16 protein-coding genes and 1 pseudogene are annotated in these 16260 nt (G+C 65.7%); 14 read left to right on the plus strand and 3 right to left on the minus strand.

The features are described from left to right. Window positions 1–123: 123 nt before the first annotated feature. Entirely contained in the window at window positions 124–444 is a 321-nt protein-coding gene (locus S58_RS00175; protein WP_042338461.1) for a hypothetical protein, read from the minus strand. Window positions 445–785: 341 nt separating this feature from the next. Here S58_RS00175 and S58_RS00180 point away from each other — a divergent pair, with 341 nt between their 5' ends. Beyond that, complete coding sequence (locus S58_RS00180) at window positions 786–1979, plus strand: serine hydrolase domain-containing protein (RefSeq protein ID WP_015663199.1); 1194 nt, start codon at window positions 786–788, stop codon at window positions 1977–1979. A gap of 357 nt (window positions 1980–2336) precedes the next feature. Here S58_RS00180 and S58_RS00185 read toward each other — a convergent pair whose 3' ends face one another. Then, window positions 2337–3338, minus strand: coding sequence for an adenosine kinase (locus S58_RS00185; RefSeq protein WP_015663200.1), 1002 nt, complete (start codon window positions 3336–3338; stop codon window positions 2337–2339). 69 nt (window positions 3339–3407) lie between these two features. Here S58_RS00185 and murJ point away from each other — a divergent pair, with 69 nt between their 5' ends. The 4 genes from murJ (at window position 3408) to S58_RS00205 (ending at window position 7363) form a co-directional block, all read left to right on the plus strand. Next, window positions 3408–4964, plus strand: a complete 1557-nt coding sequence (gene murJ, locus S58_RS00190) for a murein biosynthesis integral membrane protein MurJ (protein ID WP_042338462.1) — start codon at window positions 3408–3410, stop codon at window positions 4962–4964. 50 nt (window positions 4965–5014) lie between these two features. Then, window positions 5015–6067 carry a tryptophan--tRNA ligase gene (gene trpS / locus S58_RS00195; protein ID WP_015663202.1) on the plus strand — a complete coding sequence of 351 codons (1053 nt, stop codon included), beginning with the start codon at window positions 5015–5017 and terminating at the stop codon, window positions 6065–6067. Window positions 6068–6190: 123 nt separating this feature from the next. Beyond that, complete coding sequence (locus tag S58_RS00200; RefSeq protein ID WP_042340460.1) at window positions 6191–6685, plus strand: universal stress protein; 495 nt, start codon at window positions 6191–6193, stop codon at window positions 6683–6685. 108 nt (window positions 6686–6793) lie between these two features. Then, the gene (locus tag S58_RS00205) at window positions 6794–7363 is read left to right on the plus strand and encodes a NifU family protein (RefSeq protein ID WP_015663204.1); all 570 of its coding nucleotides are present in this window, start codon (window positions 6794–6796) and stop codon (window positions 7361–7363) included. 69 nt (window positions 7364–7432) lie between these two features. Here the strand turns inward: S58_RS00205 and S58_RS00210 are convergent. Beyond that, window positions 7433–7654: pseudogene (locus S58_RS00210) on the minus strand (histidine kinase); the annotation flags it as partial. Window positions 7655–7891: 237 nt separating this feature from the next. Here S58_RS00210 and tsaB point away from each other — a divergent pair. From tsaB to lnt, 9 genes are all read left to right on the plus strand, one after another. Next, window positions 7892–8590, plus strand: a complete 699-nt coding sequence (gene tsaB / locus S58_RS00215) for a tRNA (adenosine(37)-N6)-threonylcarbamoyltransferase complex dimerization subunit type 1 TsaB (protein ID WP_015663206.1) — start codon at window positions 7892–7894, stop codon at window positions 8588–8590. Further along, entirely contained in the window at window positions 8590–9072 is a 483-nt protein-coding gene (rimI, locus tag S58_RS00220) for a ribosomal protein S18-alanine N-acetyltransferase (protein WP_015663207.1), read from the plus strand. Before tsaB ends, rimI begins: the two co-directional genes overlap by 1 nt. Window positions 9073–9115: 43 nt before the next feature. After that, a complete protein-coding gene (locus S58_RS00225; RefSeq protein ID WP_015663208.1) occupies window positions 9116–9568 on the plus strand; it encodes a Fur family transcriptional regulator in 453 nt (150 codons plus the stop codon). Next, the gene (locus S58_RS00230; RefSeq protein WP_015663209.1) at window positions 9561–10277 is read left to right on the plus strand and encodes an HAD family hydrolase; all 717 of its coding nucleotides are present in this window, start codon (window positions 9561–9563) and stop codon (window positions 10275–10277) included. Before S58_RS00225 ends, S58_RS00230 begins: the two co-directional genes overlap by 8 nt. 55 nt (window positions 10278–10332) lie before the next feature. Continuing rightward, on the plus strand, window positions 10333–11742 hold the full coding sequence (miaB, locus tag S58_RS00235; protein WP_042340461.1) for a tRNA (N6-isopentenyl adenosine(37)-C2)-methylthiotransferase MiaB: 1410 nt from the start codon (window positions 10333–10335) through the stop codon (window positions 11740–11742). A 4-nt stretch (window positions 11743–11746) separates the two neighbouring features. Further along, window positions 11747–12784, plus strand: coding sequence for a PhoH family protein (locus S58_RS00240; protein WP_015663211.1), 1038 nt, complete (start codon window positions 11747–11749; stop codon window positions 12782–12784). 63 nt (window positions 12785–12847) lie between these two features. Continuing rightward, window positions 12848–13357: an rRNA maturation RNase YbeY gene (ybeY, locus tag S58_RS00245; RefSeq protein ID WP_015663212.1), complete on the plus strand. Its 510-nt coding sequence runs from the start codon at window positions 12848–12850 to the stop codon at window positions 13355–13357. Between the two features lie 2 nt (window positions 13358–13359). Then, window positions 13360–14517, plus strand: a complete 1158-nt coding sequence (locus tag S58_RS00250; RefSeq protein WP_015663213.1) for a hemolysin family protein — start codon at window positions 13360–13362, stop codon at window positions 14515–14517. Between the two features lie 11 nt (window positions 14518–14528). Next, a complete protein-coding gene (gene lnt / locus S58_RS00255; protein WP_173424449.1) occupies window positions 14529–16124 on the plus strand; it encodes an apolipoprotein N-acyltransferase in 1596 nt (531 codons plus the stop codon). The last annotated feature ends 136 nt before the right edge of the window (window positions 16125–16260 follow it).

Here is a 16260-nt window from a genome sequence, read left to right on the forward strand (position 1 = left end):
GCCACGACACGGCAGCGGCGCACGGCTCGTGCGGCTCACGAACGGTAGATTCGACCGGGTGATGCGTACCTTTACAGCACCAAATGCCGTGCGGAGAGCGACGGCGCCGCGCCGGGCGTGGCGTCAGGCCGCGCCGCTCATATAGGTCTCGCGACGGCCGATCATGCGCTCCGCCGCCGCCTTGGCGTCGGCCTTGGTCGAGGTTGCGCAGGTGCGGTATTCGAGATCCGGCAAGCTGGCGGGATCGCGGCGCCCGAACCACGATTTGTGGCCGACGGGCAGAAGCGCCAGCGCCTGCGCCACGTTATCGACAGCTCCGAACGAATACAGCGCGCCGGTCGCAGCGATGCGGACCTCGTAGATCCCCGGAGTGATCGGTGCCTCGATATTGTCACCGCGGCCCGGCCGCGGATACCGTTTCCACTCGCTCCACGTCGAAATCATATCGCCCCCAACGGCGGACAGTGCCGCCAAAAACACGTCTTCGGCCGGAAAAAGCCGGTTGTTGAACCCTTTAAGGCAGAAATGGTTGCAACTCACAACAGTCGCAAGCCCGTGGCGGGAACATGGCGGCCATGTGCGGGACCTGCGGCTCCATGGAACTAATCATGATTCTCTGAGGATTTTGAAGGGCTGTGACTTCGCGTGCGCCGTTCTCCCCCACTGCGTCGTTCGCATCGCATCATCACGACATCGCGACCGGTGCGGCAGCCTGCGGTCCTTGCCGGTCGCGCAGGCTCGGAGAACAATCCTGTACCGTCAACAAGAACGGAACGGAGGAGACCATGCAGAACAAGTCGGACATTGATCACGGGCTGCGGCAGAAGGCAGAGGCCGGCGACATTCCCGGCGTCGTCGCGGTCGCGGCGGACAGCAACGGCGTCATCTACGAAGGCGCGTTCGGCAAGCGCGACCTCGGCCGTGCCGACCCGATGACATCAGACAGCGTGTTCTGGATCGCCTCGATGACCAAGGCGATCACCTGCGCCGCCGGCATGCAGCTGGTCGAGCAGGGCCGGTTGTCGCTGGATGCCCCGATCGGAACCGTGTTGCCCGACCTCGCCGCGCCCAAGGTGCTCGACGGCTTCGATGCGAACGGCGAGCCGATCCTGCGGCCGGCGAAGACCGCGATCACCTTGCGCCATCTGATGACCCACACCGCCGGCTTCTGCTACGACATGTGGAACGGCGACATGGCGAGCTACGTGCAGAAGGCCGGCACGCCCGGCATCATCACCTGCAAGAACGACGCGCTCACGCTGCCGCTCGCCTCCGATCCCGGCACGCGCTGGGAATATGGCATCAACATCGATTTCGTCGGCAAGGCGGTCGAGGCCGCCAGCGGGATGAAGCTGGACGCCTATCTGCGCGACCATCTGTTCGCGCCGCTCGGCATGGACGACACCGGCTTCAAGCTCGGCCCGTCGCAGCGCGAACGTCTGGTCGGCATGCATGCCCGCGGCGAGGATGGCACCCTGGCGCCGATCCCGTTCGAACTCGAGCAGGAGCCTGAATTCCACATGGGCGGCGGCGGGCTCTATGGCACGGCCGGCGACTACATCCGCTTCACCCGGATGATCCTCAACAATGGCCGCGGCAACGGCAACCAGGTGCTTAAGCCCGAGACGGTCGCTTCGATGCGCGACAACCACATCGGAGAACTCGAGATGACGAAGATGGCCGCGGCGGTGCCCGGCGTGACCAACGACGTCGATCTCTATCCCGACATCGTCAAGAAATGGGGCCTCAGCTTCATGATCACGACGGCGCAGACGGCCGAAGGCCGCAGCGCCGGCAGCCTCGCCTGGGCCGGCCTCGCCAACACCTATTATTGGATCGACCCCGCGCGCGACGTCACCGGCGTGATCCTGATGCAGCTGCTGCCGTTCGCCGACCCGCTGTGCCTGGAGACATTTGCCGGATTCGAGCGCGGCGTCTATGCCGGGCTGGATGCAGCCGGCGGGCAGAAGGCGGCGTAGTGAAGTGAGACGGCGCGGAGGCGGATGATCGGTGAGACCGCTGCCTCCGCGCAGCGCTTTTGTCCCAACTAATAAGTTTTCTGCCCTGAATGAAGGCGCCAACAATCAGCTCGAGTATTTGGCAGATAGGAATATTTGGCAGAAAGAGACGAGCCGTTGCCGCACGAACGGCGCGCCCCCTCGCCCCGTTCTTACGAGGCCGCGACGAGCTTCGTTCGCGCTGAGAGGCAGACGCACGGGTGGTGCTGATAGTGAGTCCTGTACCCCCTCATCGGATCGCATCTAACGATGCGATCCGACCTCTCCCCCGCAAGCGGGGAGAGGTAAGAGACACCGAGCAAGCCGCGAGATGCGGGCTTACACCTTCAACCCGTTCTGCGCTGCCAGGTCCTTCAGCGACACCTGCGGCCTGGCGCCGATGTGCTGGATCACCTCGGCGGCGGCGAGGCCGCCGAGGCGGCCGGCGATCTCGTAGCCGGTCTTGCGCACCAGGCCGAACAGGAAGCCGGCAGCGAACAGGTCGCCCGCGCCCGTCGTGTCGACCAGCGTCTCGATCGGATGCGCCGGCACCGCGATCACGCCGTCGTTCGACACCACCATGCAGCCCTTGTCGCTGCGGGTGACGATGCCGAGCGTGGCGTCCTCGCGCAGCTGCTTCAGCGCGCCGTCGAAATCGGAGGTCTGATACAGCGAATGCAGCTCGGCCTCGTTGGCGAACACGACGTCGGCGGTGCCGCCGCGCAACAGGTCGAGAAATTCCTCGCGATAGCGGTCGACGCAGAACGAATCCGACAAGGTCAGCGCGACCTCGCGGCCCGCATCATGGGCGATCGTCGCCGCCTTCACAAACGCGTCCTTGGCGTCCTTCGGGTCCCACAGATAACCTTCGAGATAGACGATGCGCGCGGCTGCAATCTGCGCGGGATCGATGTCGGCTGAGGTGAGGTTCTGCGCCGCGCCGAGATAGGTGTTCATGGTGCGCTCGCCGTCGGGCGTCACCAGAATGTAGCAGCAGCCTGTGGCCGGACCATCGGCGGCAGCCGCGGTGTCGAAGGCGACGCCCGCCGCGCGGATGTCATGCGTGTACATCCGGCCGATCTGGTCATCCCTGACCTTGCCCACATAGGCAGCACGCGCGCCGAGGCTCGCGAGGCCGACGATAGTATTGGCCCCAGAACCGCCCGACATCTCGGTGGCCGGGCCCATGTCGCGGTAAATCGCGGCGGCGCGCGCCTCCTCGATCAGCGCCATGCTACCCTTGGTCATGCCGTGCCTGGCGAGAAAGGCTTCATCGGCCTGCACCAACACGTCGAAAATCGCGTTGCCGATGCCGAGAACATCGTATTTCGCGTCAGTCATCCACTGGCCCCGTTTACGGCGTTTGCAAACGCTGCGGCCTATCACAAGCAGCGCTGCTATAGAAGCCTCATGATCCGATCATTCGTGACCGTGTTGTCAGGAACACTAGCCTCGCGCCTGCTCGGCTTCGGCAGAGACGCGCTGATCGCCGCGCTGCTCGGCGCCGGGCCGGTTGCGGACGCGTTTCTCGCCGCGTTTCAGCTCGTCAACGTGGTCCGGCGCCTGCTGACGGAAGGCGCGCTCAATGCAGCGCTGGTGCCGGCCTGGTTGCGGATATACCAGCAGGCCGGCGCAACAAAGGCGGCAGCTTTTGCCGGCCGCGTGCTCGGCACCGTCAGCACCGGCGTGTTTGCAGCCACTTTCGCGCTGGCCCTGCTGATGCCGTTCGCGATGACGGTGCTCGCACCCGGCTTCGCCGGTGAAGAGACGCTCACCTTGGCAGTCACCGACGCTCGGCTGATGCTGCCCTATCTCGCCTTCGCCGGTCCCTCGACCGTGCTGCTTGCACTCTCCAGTGCACAAGGCCGCTTCGCCCTGGCGGCCTTCGCACCGCTGCTCTTCAACGTCGCGATGATCGCCACGACCGTGGTGTTGCTGACGCGACATCAGGATCCGTCGGAGGCTGCCATGCTGCTTGCGGCGACGATCGGCCTTGCGGGGCTGCTGCAGCTCGCGATGCTCGCGCAGCGCCGGCGGGGCCGCAATCCGGCCTCGCCCGTGCGCGTCGTCGTCGATGCCGAGATGCGCGGCTTCTTCGCCAAGGCGCTGCCGGGCATGATCGCGAGCGCGGGCCCGCAACTGCTCGCGGTCGGCGGCGCCATCATCGCCTCGACCACGCCCTCGGCGGTGTCATGGCTCTATTTCGCCAATCGTCTGATCGAACTACCTCTCGGCCTCGTCGGCGTCGCGATGGGCACGGTGCTGGTGCCGGAGCTGGCGCGCGCCCTGCATGCCGGCAATGAGGATGCGCTGTCGGAGGTTCAATCGCGCGGTCTCGAGCTGACGATGGGCCTCGCCCTGCCGGCGACGCTCGGACTGATGATTCTGAACGAGCCGATCGTTCGTTTGCTGTTCGAACACGGCGCGTTCAACGCGGAGGACACAGCCGCGACGGCGCGGGTGCTGACCTGGCTTGCCGCCGCACTGCCGGCGCAGGTGCTGACCAAGGCGCTGCAACCCGCATTCTTCGCCCGCGAGGACACGCAGACGCCGTTGCGCGCGACCCTGATCGGATTCAGCGCGGCGGTCGCGCTGTCGTTCCTGCTCGGCCACGCCTTCGGCGCCGGCGGGATTGCCGCTGGACTTGCGCTCGGGGCCTGGGCCAATGCCGCGGTCCTGCTCCGGCGCGGCGCCGCGCGCTTCGGCTTCAACCTTCAGCCGGCGTCGCGACGCCGGCTGCCGCGCATCGCGCTCGCTGCAGCCGTGATGGCCGCCTTGCTCTGGAGCGCTTCAACGCGGATCCCTGGTACCTTCGACGGTCACGGCCTTGGCGCGGCCATGCTGCTGGCGCTGATCGCGGTCGCCGTCATCCTTTATACCGTGCTTCTTCTCGCCCTCGGCGCCATCAGCTGGGGTGAGACGGTCCGTGCGCTCCGGCAAAGGCCTGCCCGCGACTTGCACCTTTGAGGCGCTCGTGCCAAACGACGCAGCAAATCCATCATCTGGAACAAGCGACCATGGCCTTCGTGGAACGAGTTTTCTCGGGCGTCCAGCCGACCGGCAACCTGCATCTCGGCAATTATCTCGGCGCGATCGTCAACTTCGTGAAGATGCAGGAGACGCACAACTGCATCTATTGCGTCGTCGACATGCACGCGATCACCATGCCGATCGACGTCTGGGGCGGCCCCGCCGAACTCGCGCGCAACACCCGCGAGGTCACGGCTGCGTTCATTGCGGCCGGCATCGATCCGAAGAAGCACATCGTGTTCAACCAGAGCCAGGTCTCCGGCCATGCCGAGCTGGCGTGGATCTTCAACTGCGTCGCGCGCATCGGCTGGCTGAACCGGATGACCCAGTTCAAGGAGAAGGCCGGCAAGGACCGCGAGAATGCATCGGTCGGTCTCTACGACTACCCGGTGCTGATGGCCGCCGACATCCTGCTCTACCGCGCCACCCATGTTCCGGTCGGCGAGGATCAGAAGCAGCATCTCGAGCTTTCGCGCGACATCGCCCAGAAGTTCAACAATGATTACGGCGACTCGATCCGCAGCCACGGCTTCGGCGACGGCCTGTTCTTCCCGCTGCCGGAACCCTTCATCACCGGTCCGGCGACGCGCGTGATGTCGCTGCGCGACGGCACCAAGAAGATGTCGAAGTCCGATGCCTCGGACTACTCGCGCATCAACCTGACGGACGATGCCGATACGATCGCGCAGAAGGTCCGCAAGGCCAAGACCGATCCGGAGCCACTGCCGACCGAGGAGAAGGGGCTGGACGCACGTCCCGAGGCCGACAACCTCGTCGGCATCTATGCCGCGCTGTCGGATCGCAGCAAGGCCGACGTGCTCCGGGATTTCGGCGGCGGCCAGTTCTCCAGCTTCAAGAACGCGCTGGTCGAGCTGTGCGTCACCAAGCTCGGGCCGATCGCAGCCGAGATGAAGCGCCTGACAGCCGATCCCGGCTATGTCGAATCCGTCCTGGTCGACGGCGCCGACCGCGCCCAGGCCATCGCCGCGGAGACGATGAAGACCGCCAAGGACATTGTCGGCTTCATCCGCAAGCCCTGACGGGACGGCGCGGCTCGCGCGGCGCGTCGCCTAAGGCAATTGGAACCGGCGGCCCTCTCCCCAACGGAGATGGGCTGTGGCAGCATCGTTTTGTTCGACTTGCAGCAACAGGCGGGACACGCGATGGCGGTGCAGCGGCAGAGCTACCAGTCCGGCCATGCGCCAAAATGCCTGGTCGTGGTCGACGACAGCGAGGAATGGGACCGCGCGATCCGCTATGCCGGGCGCTGGGCGCTCCGCGCCAGCGGCCGCATCGTGATGCTGCACGTCATCGAGACCGAGGATCAGAACCAGCAATGGCTGGGGGTCGCGGATCTGATGCGCGCGGAGGCGCAGGAGCAGGCGAATGCCGAGCTCGACCAGGCCGCGGTGCTGCTGGCCGCGATCGGCGTCACCGCCCCGGAACGGGTCATCCGCGAGGGCGAGCCGACGGCGCAGATCCTGGCGACCATCGAGCACGACAGCGATATCGCGCTCCTGGTGCTCGCAGCCCATTCCGGCCCCGAGGGCCCAGGGCCGCTGGTGACCCATGTCACCAAGACGATCGGCGCCTTCCCGATCCCGCTGGTAATCGTCCCGGGCGACCTCAGGGATGCCGATATCGACGCTCTTTCATAGGTTTAGGCGGGAAACGCCGGCCCTTCCCTCTTGATCGTGCGCGCGCCCTTGCCATCTGCTAAGAGAAGCTCACAGGCCGGCCTTGAACCGGCTCTGCCGGAGAAAACCATGTTCATCCAGACCGAAGCCACCCCCAATCCCGCCACCCTGAAATTCATTCCCGGACGCGTCGTACTGCCCACCGGCACGATGGAGTTCGGCAGCCGCGACGCCGCCGCGCGCTCCCCGCTCGCCGAGCGCCTGTTCGCCGTCGACGGCGTCACGGGCGTGTTCTACGGGGCCGATTTCATCACCGTGACCAAGAGCGACGGTGAATGGCAGCACCTCAAGCCGGCGATCCTCGGCGCGATCATGGAGCACTACATGTCGGGCGCGCCGCTGCTCGCCGATGGCAGCGCCGCCAATGACGAGTCCGCCGACGAGGACGACGAGTTCTACGACGAGGCCGACACCGAGACGGTCGGCATGATCAAGGACCTGATCGAGACGCGCGTCCGCCCGGCGGTGGCCAATGACGGCGGCGACATCACCTTCCGCGGCTTCAAGGAAGGCATCGTCTATCTGAACATGAAGGGCGCCTGCTCCGGCTGCCCGTCGTCGACCGCGACCCTGCAGCACGGCATCCAGAACCTGCTGAAGCACTTCGTGCCCGAAGTGGTCGAAGTCCGGCCGATGTAAGAAGTGGAGAGCGGCGAGTAGCGAATAAGTGCATTCGCTTCTCGCAACTCCTTGTTTTCCGTTCGCCCTCTACGCCGCCTTCCCAATAGAAGCCGCCTCCGCTGCCGCTTGGCGCATGCTCCCCGAGATCTCGCTGGTCACGGCGCTCTGCTCGCCGACGGCCTGCGCCGTCGATGACACGTAGTCATTGACGCTCTCGATGGCGGTCTTGATGGCATCGAGGGCGCCGACGACGTCGGATGAGATGCCATTGAGATTGCCGATCTCGCTGCCGATGCGATCGGTGGCCTGATGAGACGGGGGTGGCGATCCGCCGACGGACGGCGCGCACATCCCTGAAAATAGCGAGCGGATAATTCCCACAGGCGCGGAAAGATCTGCTTAAATAGCCGCTAATTCAGTAGCTTAGCGTGTCAGTAGTTGCGCCTTGATGCGTTTTTCCCGATGAGGATGTAAGAAGGTGGTCACTGACTTTATCAAGGTACCACAATAGGTATTTGGCGCTCTCTTCAATGCGAACCTGACCGGATGCTGATACTCGCCATCGATACTGCCCTCGACCATTGCGCCGCCGCCGTTCTGGACACTGATTCGGCCACGATGCGTGCGCACGAAACGCTGCCGATGAAGCGCGGTCATGCAGAAGCTTTGATGCCGCTCCTGGCGCGGGTCATGCAGCAATCCGGCGCCGGCTTCCCCGATCTCGACCGGATCGCGGTGACGACCGGTCCTGGAAGTTTTACCGGATTGAGGGTCGGGCTTTCTGCCGCGCGCGGGATCGCGCTGGCGGCGCACAAGCCGGTCGTCGGCGTCACCACGCTCTCCGCCTATGCGGCTCCGGTCGTCAGCGAGGACGGCGCAAGTCCGGTCATCTCGGCGATCGATGCGCGGCATGATCAGGTCTACTATCAGGTCGTGAGCGGCAGCGGCGACGAGCTGGTCGCGCCGCGGGTCGCCCTCGTCGACGACATGCTGACCGTCGCGCGCTTCGGCGCTCCGCATCTGGTCGGCAATGCCGCGTCCATCCTCGCCGCGCGATGGCCCGCGGATGCGGCCGCTCCGGTGGCCGTCGACACGCAGGCCGGTCCCGACATCGCCTGGGTCGCTTGGCTCGGAGCTGCCGCCGACCCGGCCCATGCGCCGGCGCGCCCCTTCTATCTGCGCGCGCCCGACGTGAAGCCGCCGGCCAACCCGGCGCGCGAGCCGGCGCAGACGGCCGCCCGCTGATGAACATGTTCTTCCGGTGGTTCGGCCGCCACAAGCCCTCGATCGAGGCCGCCTCGCCGCGTGACGCCGGACGGCTCGCCCAGATCCACGCCGCCTCGTTTCACCGCGGCTGGGGCGAGGGCGAATTCGAAGCGATGTTGACCGAGCGCAACACGATGATCCATCGCCTGCGGCTCGGGCGGAAGCTGGTCGGCTTCATCGTCTCGCGAATCGGGGCGGACGAGGCCGAAATTTTGTCGGTTGCGCTTGACCCAAATCAGCGCGGACGCGGATTTTCTCGTGATCTGTTGCTGCAGCATCTCGGGCATCTGGCAGGCCGCGGGGTCCGGACGGTGTTTCTCGAGGTCGAGGAAAACAACCAGCCGGCCCGGCGACTCTATGAACGTGCCGGATTTGCGACCGTCGGCCGTCGGGAACGCTATTACCTTCAGCCGGGTGGGGAACAGTTGAATGCGCTTCTGATGCGCCGGGACTTGTCGTAACATGCGCTTGGTGGCAGAAAGCGCATCCTTGAGGCGAGACACAATGACCTCCTTGAAAACCACGCCTGCGCTCAACTCCTCCGGGATTGAAGCGCGTTGCGCCGCCACCGGCATGCGCATGACCGAGCAACGCCGGGTGATCGCCCGCGTGCTCGCGGAAGCCTGCGACCATCCCGACGTCGAAGAACTGTATCGGCGCTGCGTCGCGGTCGACGACAAGATCTCGATCTCCACCGTCTATCGGACGGTGAAGCTGTTCGAGGATGCCGGCATCATCGAGCGCCACGATTTCCGTGAAGGCCGCGCCCGCTACGAGCAGATGCGCGACAGCCACCATGATCACCTGATCAACCTGCGCGACGGCAAGGTGATCGAGTTCACCTCCGAGGAAATCGAGAAGCTGCAGGCGGAGATCGCCCGCAAGCTCGGCTACAAGCTGGTCGACCACCGGCTCGAGCTGTATTGCGTGCCTCTCGACGAAGAGTCGAATGGCTGACGCAGCGGCTTCGAACCTCGATCTCGTCATTTTCGATTGCGACGGCGTGCTGGTCGACAGTGAGGTGATCTCCTGTCAGGCTCATGCCGACGTGCTCAGCCTGTGCGGCTATCCGATCACGGCGGATCAGGTGTTCGAGCGCTTCCTCGGCCGCTCCTCGAAACAGGCGACGCTGGAGGTCGAGGCCGAGCTTGGCTGCAGCCTGCCCGCCGATTTCAACGCCAGGCTGCAAGAGCGCCTGTTCCGCGCGTTCGAGCAGGACCTGCACCCGGTCGCCGGCATCACCGATACGCTCGACGCGATCGACGTGCCGGTCTGCGTCGCTTCCTCCGGCTCGCACCAGCGCATGCGCGTCAGCCTCGGCGCCACCCGCCTCTACGACCGGCTCTCCCCGCACATCTTCTCATCCTCCCAGGTGGAGAACGGCAAGCCTGCTCCGGATCTGTTCCTGTTCGCGGCGGCACAGATGAAGGCGCGTCCTGCGGCCTGCGTCGTGGTCGAGGACAGCCTTGCCGGTATCCGGGGCGGAGTCGCCGCCGGTATGACCGTGCTCGGGTTCCACGGTGGCAGTCATTGCCGAACGGGCCATGCGGACAACCTGCGGGCAGCCGGCGCCACGCTGGTTTTCGACGATATGCGGCAATTGCCGGCCATTCTGAGCCGGCTGGGCCAGAAAACGGGCTCGCTCGCTGGATTTTCAGCCGCCTAGCCTATATCTGAGCCCCGCGCCGAATGGGCGCGCCCCCGACCGTATGCAAGGGTTCATGACGCCGCCGCGCAAGCTGCACATCAAGTCCTATGGCTGCCAGATGAATGTCTACGATGCCCAGCGCATGGTGGACACGCTGGGGGCTGAGGGCTTCGTCGAGACCACTGAGGCCGGCGACGCCGATCTCGTGATCCTCAACACCTGCCACATCCGCGAGAAGGCCTCTGAAAAGGTCTATTCGGAGCTCGGGCGGCTGCGGGTGGCGAAGGAGGACGCCGCGAGGGCGGGCCGCGCGATACAGATCGCCGTGGCCGGCTGCGTGGCCCAGGCGGAGGGCGCCGAGATCATCGCCCGCGCCCCCACCGTCGACGTCGTGGTCGGGCCGCAGAGCTACCACCATCTCCCGGAGCTGCTGGCCCGCGCCGGACGCGGCGAGCCGGCGATCGAGACCGAATTCCCGGCCGAGGACAAGTTCAGCTTGCTGGCCAAGCCGAGCCGCGACGCCATTCGCGCCCGCGGCGTGTCGGCCTTCGTCACCGTGCAGGAGGGTTGCGACAAGTTCTGCACCTTCTGCGTGGTGCCGTATACGCGCGGCAGCGAGATGTCGCGGCCAGTGGAACGCATTGTCGACGATGTCAGGCAGCTGACCGACAACGGCGTCCGCGAGATCACGCTGATCGGCCAGAACGTCAACGCCTATCATGGCGACGGCCCTGACGGCCGCCCCTGGACGCTGGGACGGCTGCTCTATCGGATCGCCGAAATCCCGGGCGTGGCGCGGATCCGCTATTCGACCAGCCACCCCAACGACGTCGACGACAGCCTGATTGCGGCGCATCGCGATCTCCGAGCGGTGATGCCGTTCGTCCATCTGCCGGTGCAGTCCGGTTCCGACCGCATCCTCGGCCTGATGAACCGTAAACACGGCGCGTCCGATTATCTGAAAGTCGTCGACCGTTTCCGTGCAGTGCGCCCGGATATTGCATTCTCTTCGGACTTCATCGTCGGGTTCCCGGGCGAGACCGAGGAAGATTTTCGTGCCACCCTCGCGCTGATCGATCAAATCGGCTACGCTGCGGCGTATTCGTTCAAGTATTCGCCGCGCCCCGGCACGCCGGCGGCGGACCTGCAGGAGATGGTGTCGGCCCCCGAGATGGACGAGCGATTGGAGCGGCTCCAGGCCTTGATCGACAGTCAGCAATCCGCCTTCAACAAGGCCGCGATCGGCACCGTCGTCGACGTGCTGTTCGAGCGCGCAGCCCGCAAGCCGGGCCAGCTGGTCGGACGAACCGCCTATCTGCAGCCGGCGCATGTCATGGCGTCGCACGATATCGTCGGACAGGTGCTCCCGGTGCGGATCGACAGTCTCGAACGCTACAGCCTGCTCGGCGAGCTCGTCACGGCGCCGGCAGCCAACTCTCGCGCGCCCATCTCCCCCGCGCCCTTCCTGTCCATCGGAGGCTGAGCACTTGCCCAAGAGCGCTTCGGATTCCTCTTCCCTCGCTCCCAGCCGCAAGTTCGACCGCGACATGGCCATGCCCCCCGAGACCCAGGTCGTCATCGATTTCGACGACAACCGTGCCGCTTCCGCCCTGGTCGGCCCCTACGGCCAGAACCTGGCGCTGGTCGAGCGCAGGCTCGGCATCGTCGTCGATTCCCGCGGCAACCACATCACCATCAGCGGCTCCCGCGACGGCTGCGACGCGGCGCGGCGGGTGCTGGAATCGCTTTATGCCCAGGCAGTGAAAGGCCAGGATCTGGCCCAGGGCGACGTCGAAGGCGCGATCCGCGCCGTGGTCGCGCAAGGCTCGTTGTTCGAATTCGACGCCAAGAATGCCAAGAACGCATTCGAGAGCATCAACCTGCGCAAGCGCCCGGTGCGCGCCCGCACCGCCGCGCAGGATTCCTACATCCGCGCGCTGAAGCGCCATGAGCTGGTGTTCGGCATCGGCCCGGCCGGCACCGGCAAGACCTGGCTCGCGGTTGCGCAAGCCGCGCAACTGTTCGAGCGCAAGGAAGTCGATCGCATCATCCTGTCGCGCCCGGCGGTGGAGGCCGGCGAGCGGCTCGGCTTCCTGCCAGGCGATCTCAGGGAGAAGGTCGATCCCTATCTGCGCCCGATCTACGACGCGCTGTACGATCTGATGGATGCGCGCGTCGTCGAGCGCGCGCTGCAGGCCGGCGAGATCGAGATCGCGCCGCTCGCCTTCATGCGCGGGCGGACGCTCACCAACGCCGCGATCATTCTCGATGAGGCGCAGAACACGACATCGATGCAGATGAAGATGTTCCTGACCCGTCTCGGCGAGAACAGCCGCATGATCATCACCGGCGATCCGTCGCAGGTCGACCTGCCCAACGGCCAGACGTCGGGCCTCGCCGAGGCTGCGCGCCTGCTCGACGGCATCGATGGTATCGCACAGGTCCGATTCACCGGCGAGGATGTCATTCGCCACGAATTGGTGGCGCGCATCGTTGCGGCCTATGAGGGCCCTAAGGCCCGCTGACCTCAAAGCAAGCTCGCCGATCGGCGCGTGATTTCAGCGCCATCCGCACAGAACTCGATCAGGATGCCACAAAGTCCCATTCCAACCACCGAGGTGATCGTCGCCGCCGACTGCTGGCAGGACCAGCCCGACGCCGAGGACGTCATACATCGCGCCATCGCCGCCGCCGCCGAGATGGTCGACGCCGATGTCGGCGACGCCGAGATCGCGGTCATGCTGACGGACGACCAGGGCATCCGCACCTTGAACAGCAATTGGCGCGGCATCGACAAGGCGACCAACGTGCTGTCGTTTCCGGCGCTGCAGCCGACCGGCCCGCGCGGCGACGACGACGCGCCGCGCATGCTCGGCGATATCGCCATCGCCTATGAGACGATGCGGCGCGAGGCCGACGAAGAGCAGAAGCCGTTCGATCACCATCTCAGCCATCTCACGGTGCACGGCTTCCTGCACCTGATCGGCTACGACCATGAGACCGACGACGAGGCCGAGGAGATGGAAGCGCTCGAGCGCGAGATCCTGGCCCATCTCGGCATCGCCGATCCCTATGCCGACCGGGAGCGGATGAATTGATCATGGCCGATTCCGAGCCCATCCACGACAATCCGCGCAACACGCGCAACCTGCCGGCCGTGGTGCCGCCCTCCGAACTCGGCCGCTCGCCGAGCGAGAGCTGGCTATTGCGCGCGCTGCGCAATCTGTTCGGCTGGAAGGGCGGCGGATCGGTGCGCGACGATCTGCAGGTCGTGCTCGACGCCTCCACGCCGGACGACATCGGCTTCTCCGCGGTCGAGCGCACGCTGTTGCGCAACATCCTCGACCTGCACGAGCGGCGGATCGCCGATGTGATGGTGCATCGCGCTGACATCGTCGCTGTCAGGCGCGACATCACGCTCGGCGAACTGATGAGCCTGTTCGAGAGTGCCTCGCATTCGCGGCTCGTCGTCTACAACGATACGCTCGACGACCCCGAAGGCATGGTGCACATCCGCGACCTGCTCGCCTACACGACCGCACAGGCGCGCGTGTCCGATGAGGTGAAGGCGCGGCGCAAGAAGCCGCTGCCGGCCGGTCTCGACCTCAAGGCGGTCGATCTGTCGATGCCGCTGTTCGAGGCCAACATCATCCGCAAGCTGCTCTACGTGCCGCCATCGATGCGCGCGATCGACCTGTTGGCGCAGATGCAGGCCTCGCGCATCCATCTGGCTCTGGTGGTCGACGAATATGGCGGCACCGACGGGCTGGTTTCGATGGAGGACATCGTCGAGCAGATCGTCGGCGAGATCGACGACGAGCACGACAGCGACGAGCCGCCGGCGATCATGCGGCAGGCCGACAACGCCTTCATCGCGGATGCCCGCGCCAGCCTCGACGACGTCCGCCGGGTGATCGGCGAAGATTTCGTGACCGGAGAGGCCGGCGAGGGCGTCGAGACCCTGGGCGGCTATCTCGTCAACCATGTCGGCCGGCTGCCGGTGCGCGGCGAGCTGATCTCCGGCCCAGGCAATTTCGAGGTCGAGGTGCTCGACGCCGACCCGCGCCGGGTCAAGCGCCTGCGCATTGCACCGCGCAAGGAGCGGCCGATCCCGCGCCCGCCGCGCGAGAGCCGGCGCCGCGAGACCGCGCCGGAGATCGGCGGGCAAACCGAGGCGCCGCGGTCTGTGGGGGTCGACCCGGCCGCAAACGGCGAGGACAACAACCCGCCACAAGGCGACGGAGCGAGCTCGCAGTGATCCGCCCCATGATGATCCGCGGCCTCGCCCTCGGCGTCGTTCTGGCCTGGGGCTGGAAGCGCGCTGCGATCGCGCTCGCCGCAGGCGCCTTGTCATCGCTGGCGATGGCCCCGTTCAATGCGTGGCCGGTGCTCGCGATCAGCTTCCCGGTGCTGGTCTGGCTGATCGATGGCGCGGCGGCTGGACGACGACGCGGCATCCCCGCCGCAGCCTTCGCCGGCTTCTGCTTCGGCCTCGGCTATTTCGTGCCCGGCCTGTACTGGATCGGCAACGCATTCCTGGTCGATGCCGATACGTTCGCCTGGCTGATGCCGTTCGCGGTGCTCGGGCTGCCGGCCTATCTCGCGCTGTTCCCTGCGCTTGGCTTCGCCTTGGCCCGGTTAATCTGGACGCGCGATGCAACCCGCATCCTGGCGCTGGCGGCGTGCCTGACCGCCAGCGAATGGCTGCGCGGCCATGCCCTGACCGGCTTCCCCTGGAACAGCTTCGGCTACGCCCTCTCCCAGCCGCTCGCATTGGCGCAATCCGCCTCGCTGATCGGGTTGTGGGGGATGACGTTCCTGACGATCGCGATCTTCGCCAGCCCCGCGGTGCTGATCGACGGCAAGACGTGGCGCGCCGCCTGGCGGGCGCCAGCTGCAGCCGCCGCGCTGCTGGTTCTTATGGGCGTGTTCGGCGCCGTCCGGCTCGGCCTGCATCCGACGGCCTTCGTCGCCGATCTGAAGCTGCGGATCATGCAGCCCAACCTGCAGCAGGACGTGAAATTCAATTACGGCGCCAAGGCCGAGGTGATGCGCCGCTATCTGGCGCTGTCCGACCGCGCCGCAGGCCCGAAAGCCACCGGCGTTCGCGACACCAACATCCTGATCTGGCCGGAATCCGCGTTCCCGTTCTTCCTGACCCGCGAGGCGGACGCGATGGGCCAGATTGCCGACCTGCTGTCGCCGGGCACCGTGCTGATCACAGGTTCGGTCCGCGCCCCCGACGGCCCGCGCAACGTGCCAATCACTCGGGCCTACAACTCGATCTATGTCATCGATCATGACGGCACCGTGCTGTCGGTCTACGACAAGCTCCATCTGGTCCCGTTCGGCGAGTTCCTGCCGTTCCAGAATCTGATGGAGCGGATCGGGCTGGAGCAGCTGACCCGGGTTCAGGGCGGTTTCATACCCGGTACCGCGCGACGCAACCTGGACGTGCCACACGCACCGCGTGTTCTTCCTTTGATCTGCTACGAAGCGATCTTTCCGAGCGACAGCGTTCCTGCGGACGAACGACCCGGCTGGATCGTCAACCTAACAAACGATGGCTGGTTCGGCATTTCGACCGGTCCTCATCAGCATCTACAGCAGGCGCAGTGGCGCGCCATCGAACAAGGCCTGCCATTAGTTCGATCTGCGAACACTGGAATCTCCGCAGTGATCGATCCTGTCGGCCGTATTGTCGCGCAATTAACCCTTGGTGCAGAAGGCGTGCTCGATTCCACGCTGCCTGTTGCGCTGCAGCCCACTGTTTACGCGAGGCTCGGCGACATTCCGGCCGCGATCCTGTTAGTGCTCGCCCTGAGCACCGTAGTTCGCAGACGTGTTGCTCAAAAGCTTCCCTGACGACAGCAAGATCTCGATTCTTTCCGGGTCCGTAAGATTTTTTTTGACAAGCAAAACTCCAAGTGTTGACAGATAGCTGCTGCAATTCGCATTCTCGCGCGGCAGCATGAGCCGTCCAGTTGGTTGCTCGACCATC

Source organism: Bradyrhizobium oligotrophicum S58, from assembly GCF_000344805.1.
GTDB lineage: Bacteria > Pseudomonadota > Alphaproteobacteria > Rhizobiales > Xanthobacteraceae > Bradyrhizobium > Bradyrhizobium oligotrophicum.

Coding starts and splice junctions, on each gene's coding strand:
- lnt (WP_173424449.1), top strand. CDS start 14,529: ATGATCCGCGGCCTCGCCCTCGGCGTCGTTCTGGCCTGGGGCTGGAAG.
- S58_RS00205 (WP_015663204.1), top strand. CDS start 6,794: ATGTTCATCCAGACCGAAGCCACCCCCAATCCCGCCACCCTGAAATTC.
- S58_RS00185 (WP_015663200.1), bottom strand. CDS start 3,338: ATGACTGACGCGAAATACGATGTTCTCGGCATCGGCAACGCGATTTTC.
- S58_RS00200 (WP_042340460.1), top strand. CDS start 6,191: ATGGCGGTGCAGCGGCAGAGCTACCAGTCCGGCCATGCGCCAAAATGC.
- ybeY (WP_015663212.1), top strand. CDS start 12,848: ATGCCACAAAGTCCCATTCCAACCACCGAGGTGATCGTCGCCGCCGAC.
- S58_RS00250 (WP_015663213.1), top strand. CDS start 13,360: ATGGCCGATTCCGAGCCCATCCACGACAATCCGCGCAACACGCGCAAC.
- S58_RS00225 (WP_015663208.1), top strand. CDS start 9,116: ATGACCTCCTTGAAAACCACGCCTGCGCTCAACTCCTCCGGGATTGAA.
- S58_RS00175 (WP_042338461.1), bottom strand. CDS start 444: ATGATTTCGACGTGGAGCGAGTGGAAACGGTATCCGCGGCCGGGCCGC.
- trpS (WP_015663202.1), top strand. CDS start 5,015: ATGGCCTTCGTGGAACGAGTTTTCTCGGGCGTCCAGCCGACCGGCAAC.
- S58_RS00180 (WP_015663199.1), top strand. CDS start 786: ATGCAGAACAAGTCGGACATTGATCACGGGCTGCGGCAGAAGGCAGAG.
- S58_RS00230 (WP_015663209.1), top strand. CDS start 9,561: ATGGCTGACGCAGCGGCTTCGAACCTCGATCTCGTCATTTTCGATTGC.
- rimI (WP_015663207.1), top strand. CDS start 8,590: ATGAACATGTTCTTCCGGTGGTTCGGCCGCCACAAGCCCTCGATCGAG.
- murJ (WP_042338462.1), top strand. CDS start 3,408: ATGATCCGATCATTCGTGACCGTGTTGTCAGGAACACTAGCCTCGCGC.
- miaB (WP_042340461.1), top strand. CDS start 10,333: ATGACGCCGCCGCGCAAGCTGCACATCAAGTCCTATGGCTGCCAGATG.
- tsaB (WP_015663206.1), top strand. CDS start 7,892: ATGCTGATACTCGCCATCGATACTGCCCTCGACCATTGCGCCGCCGCC.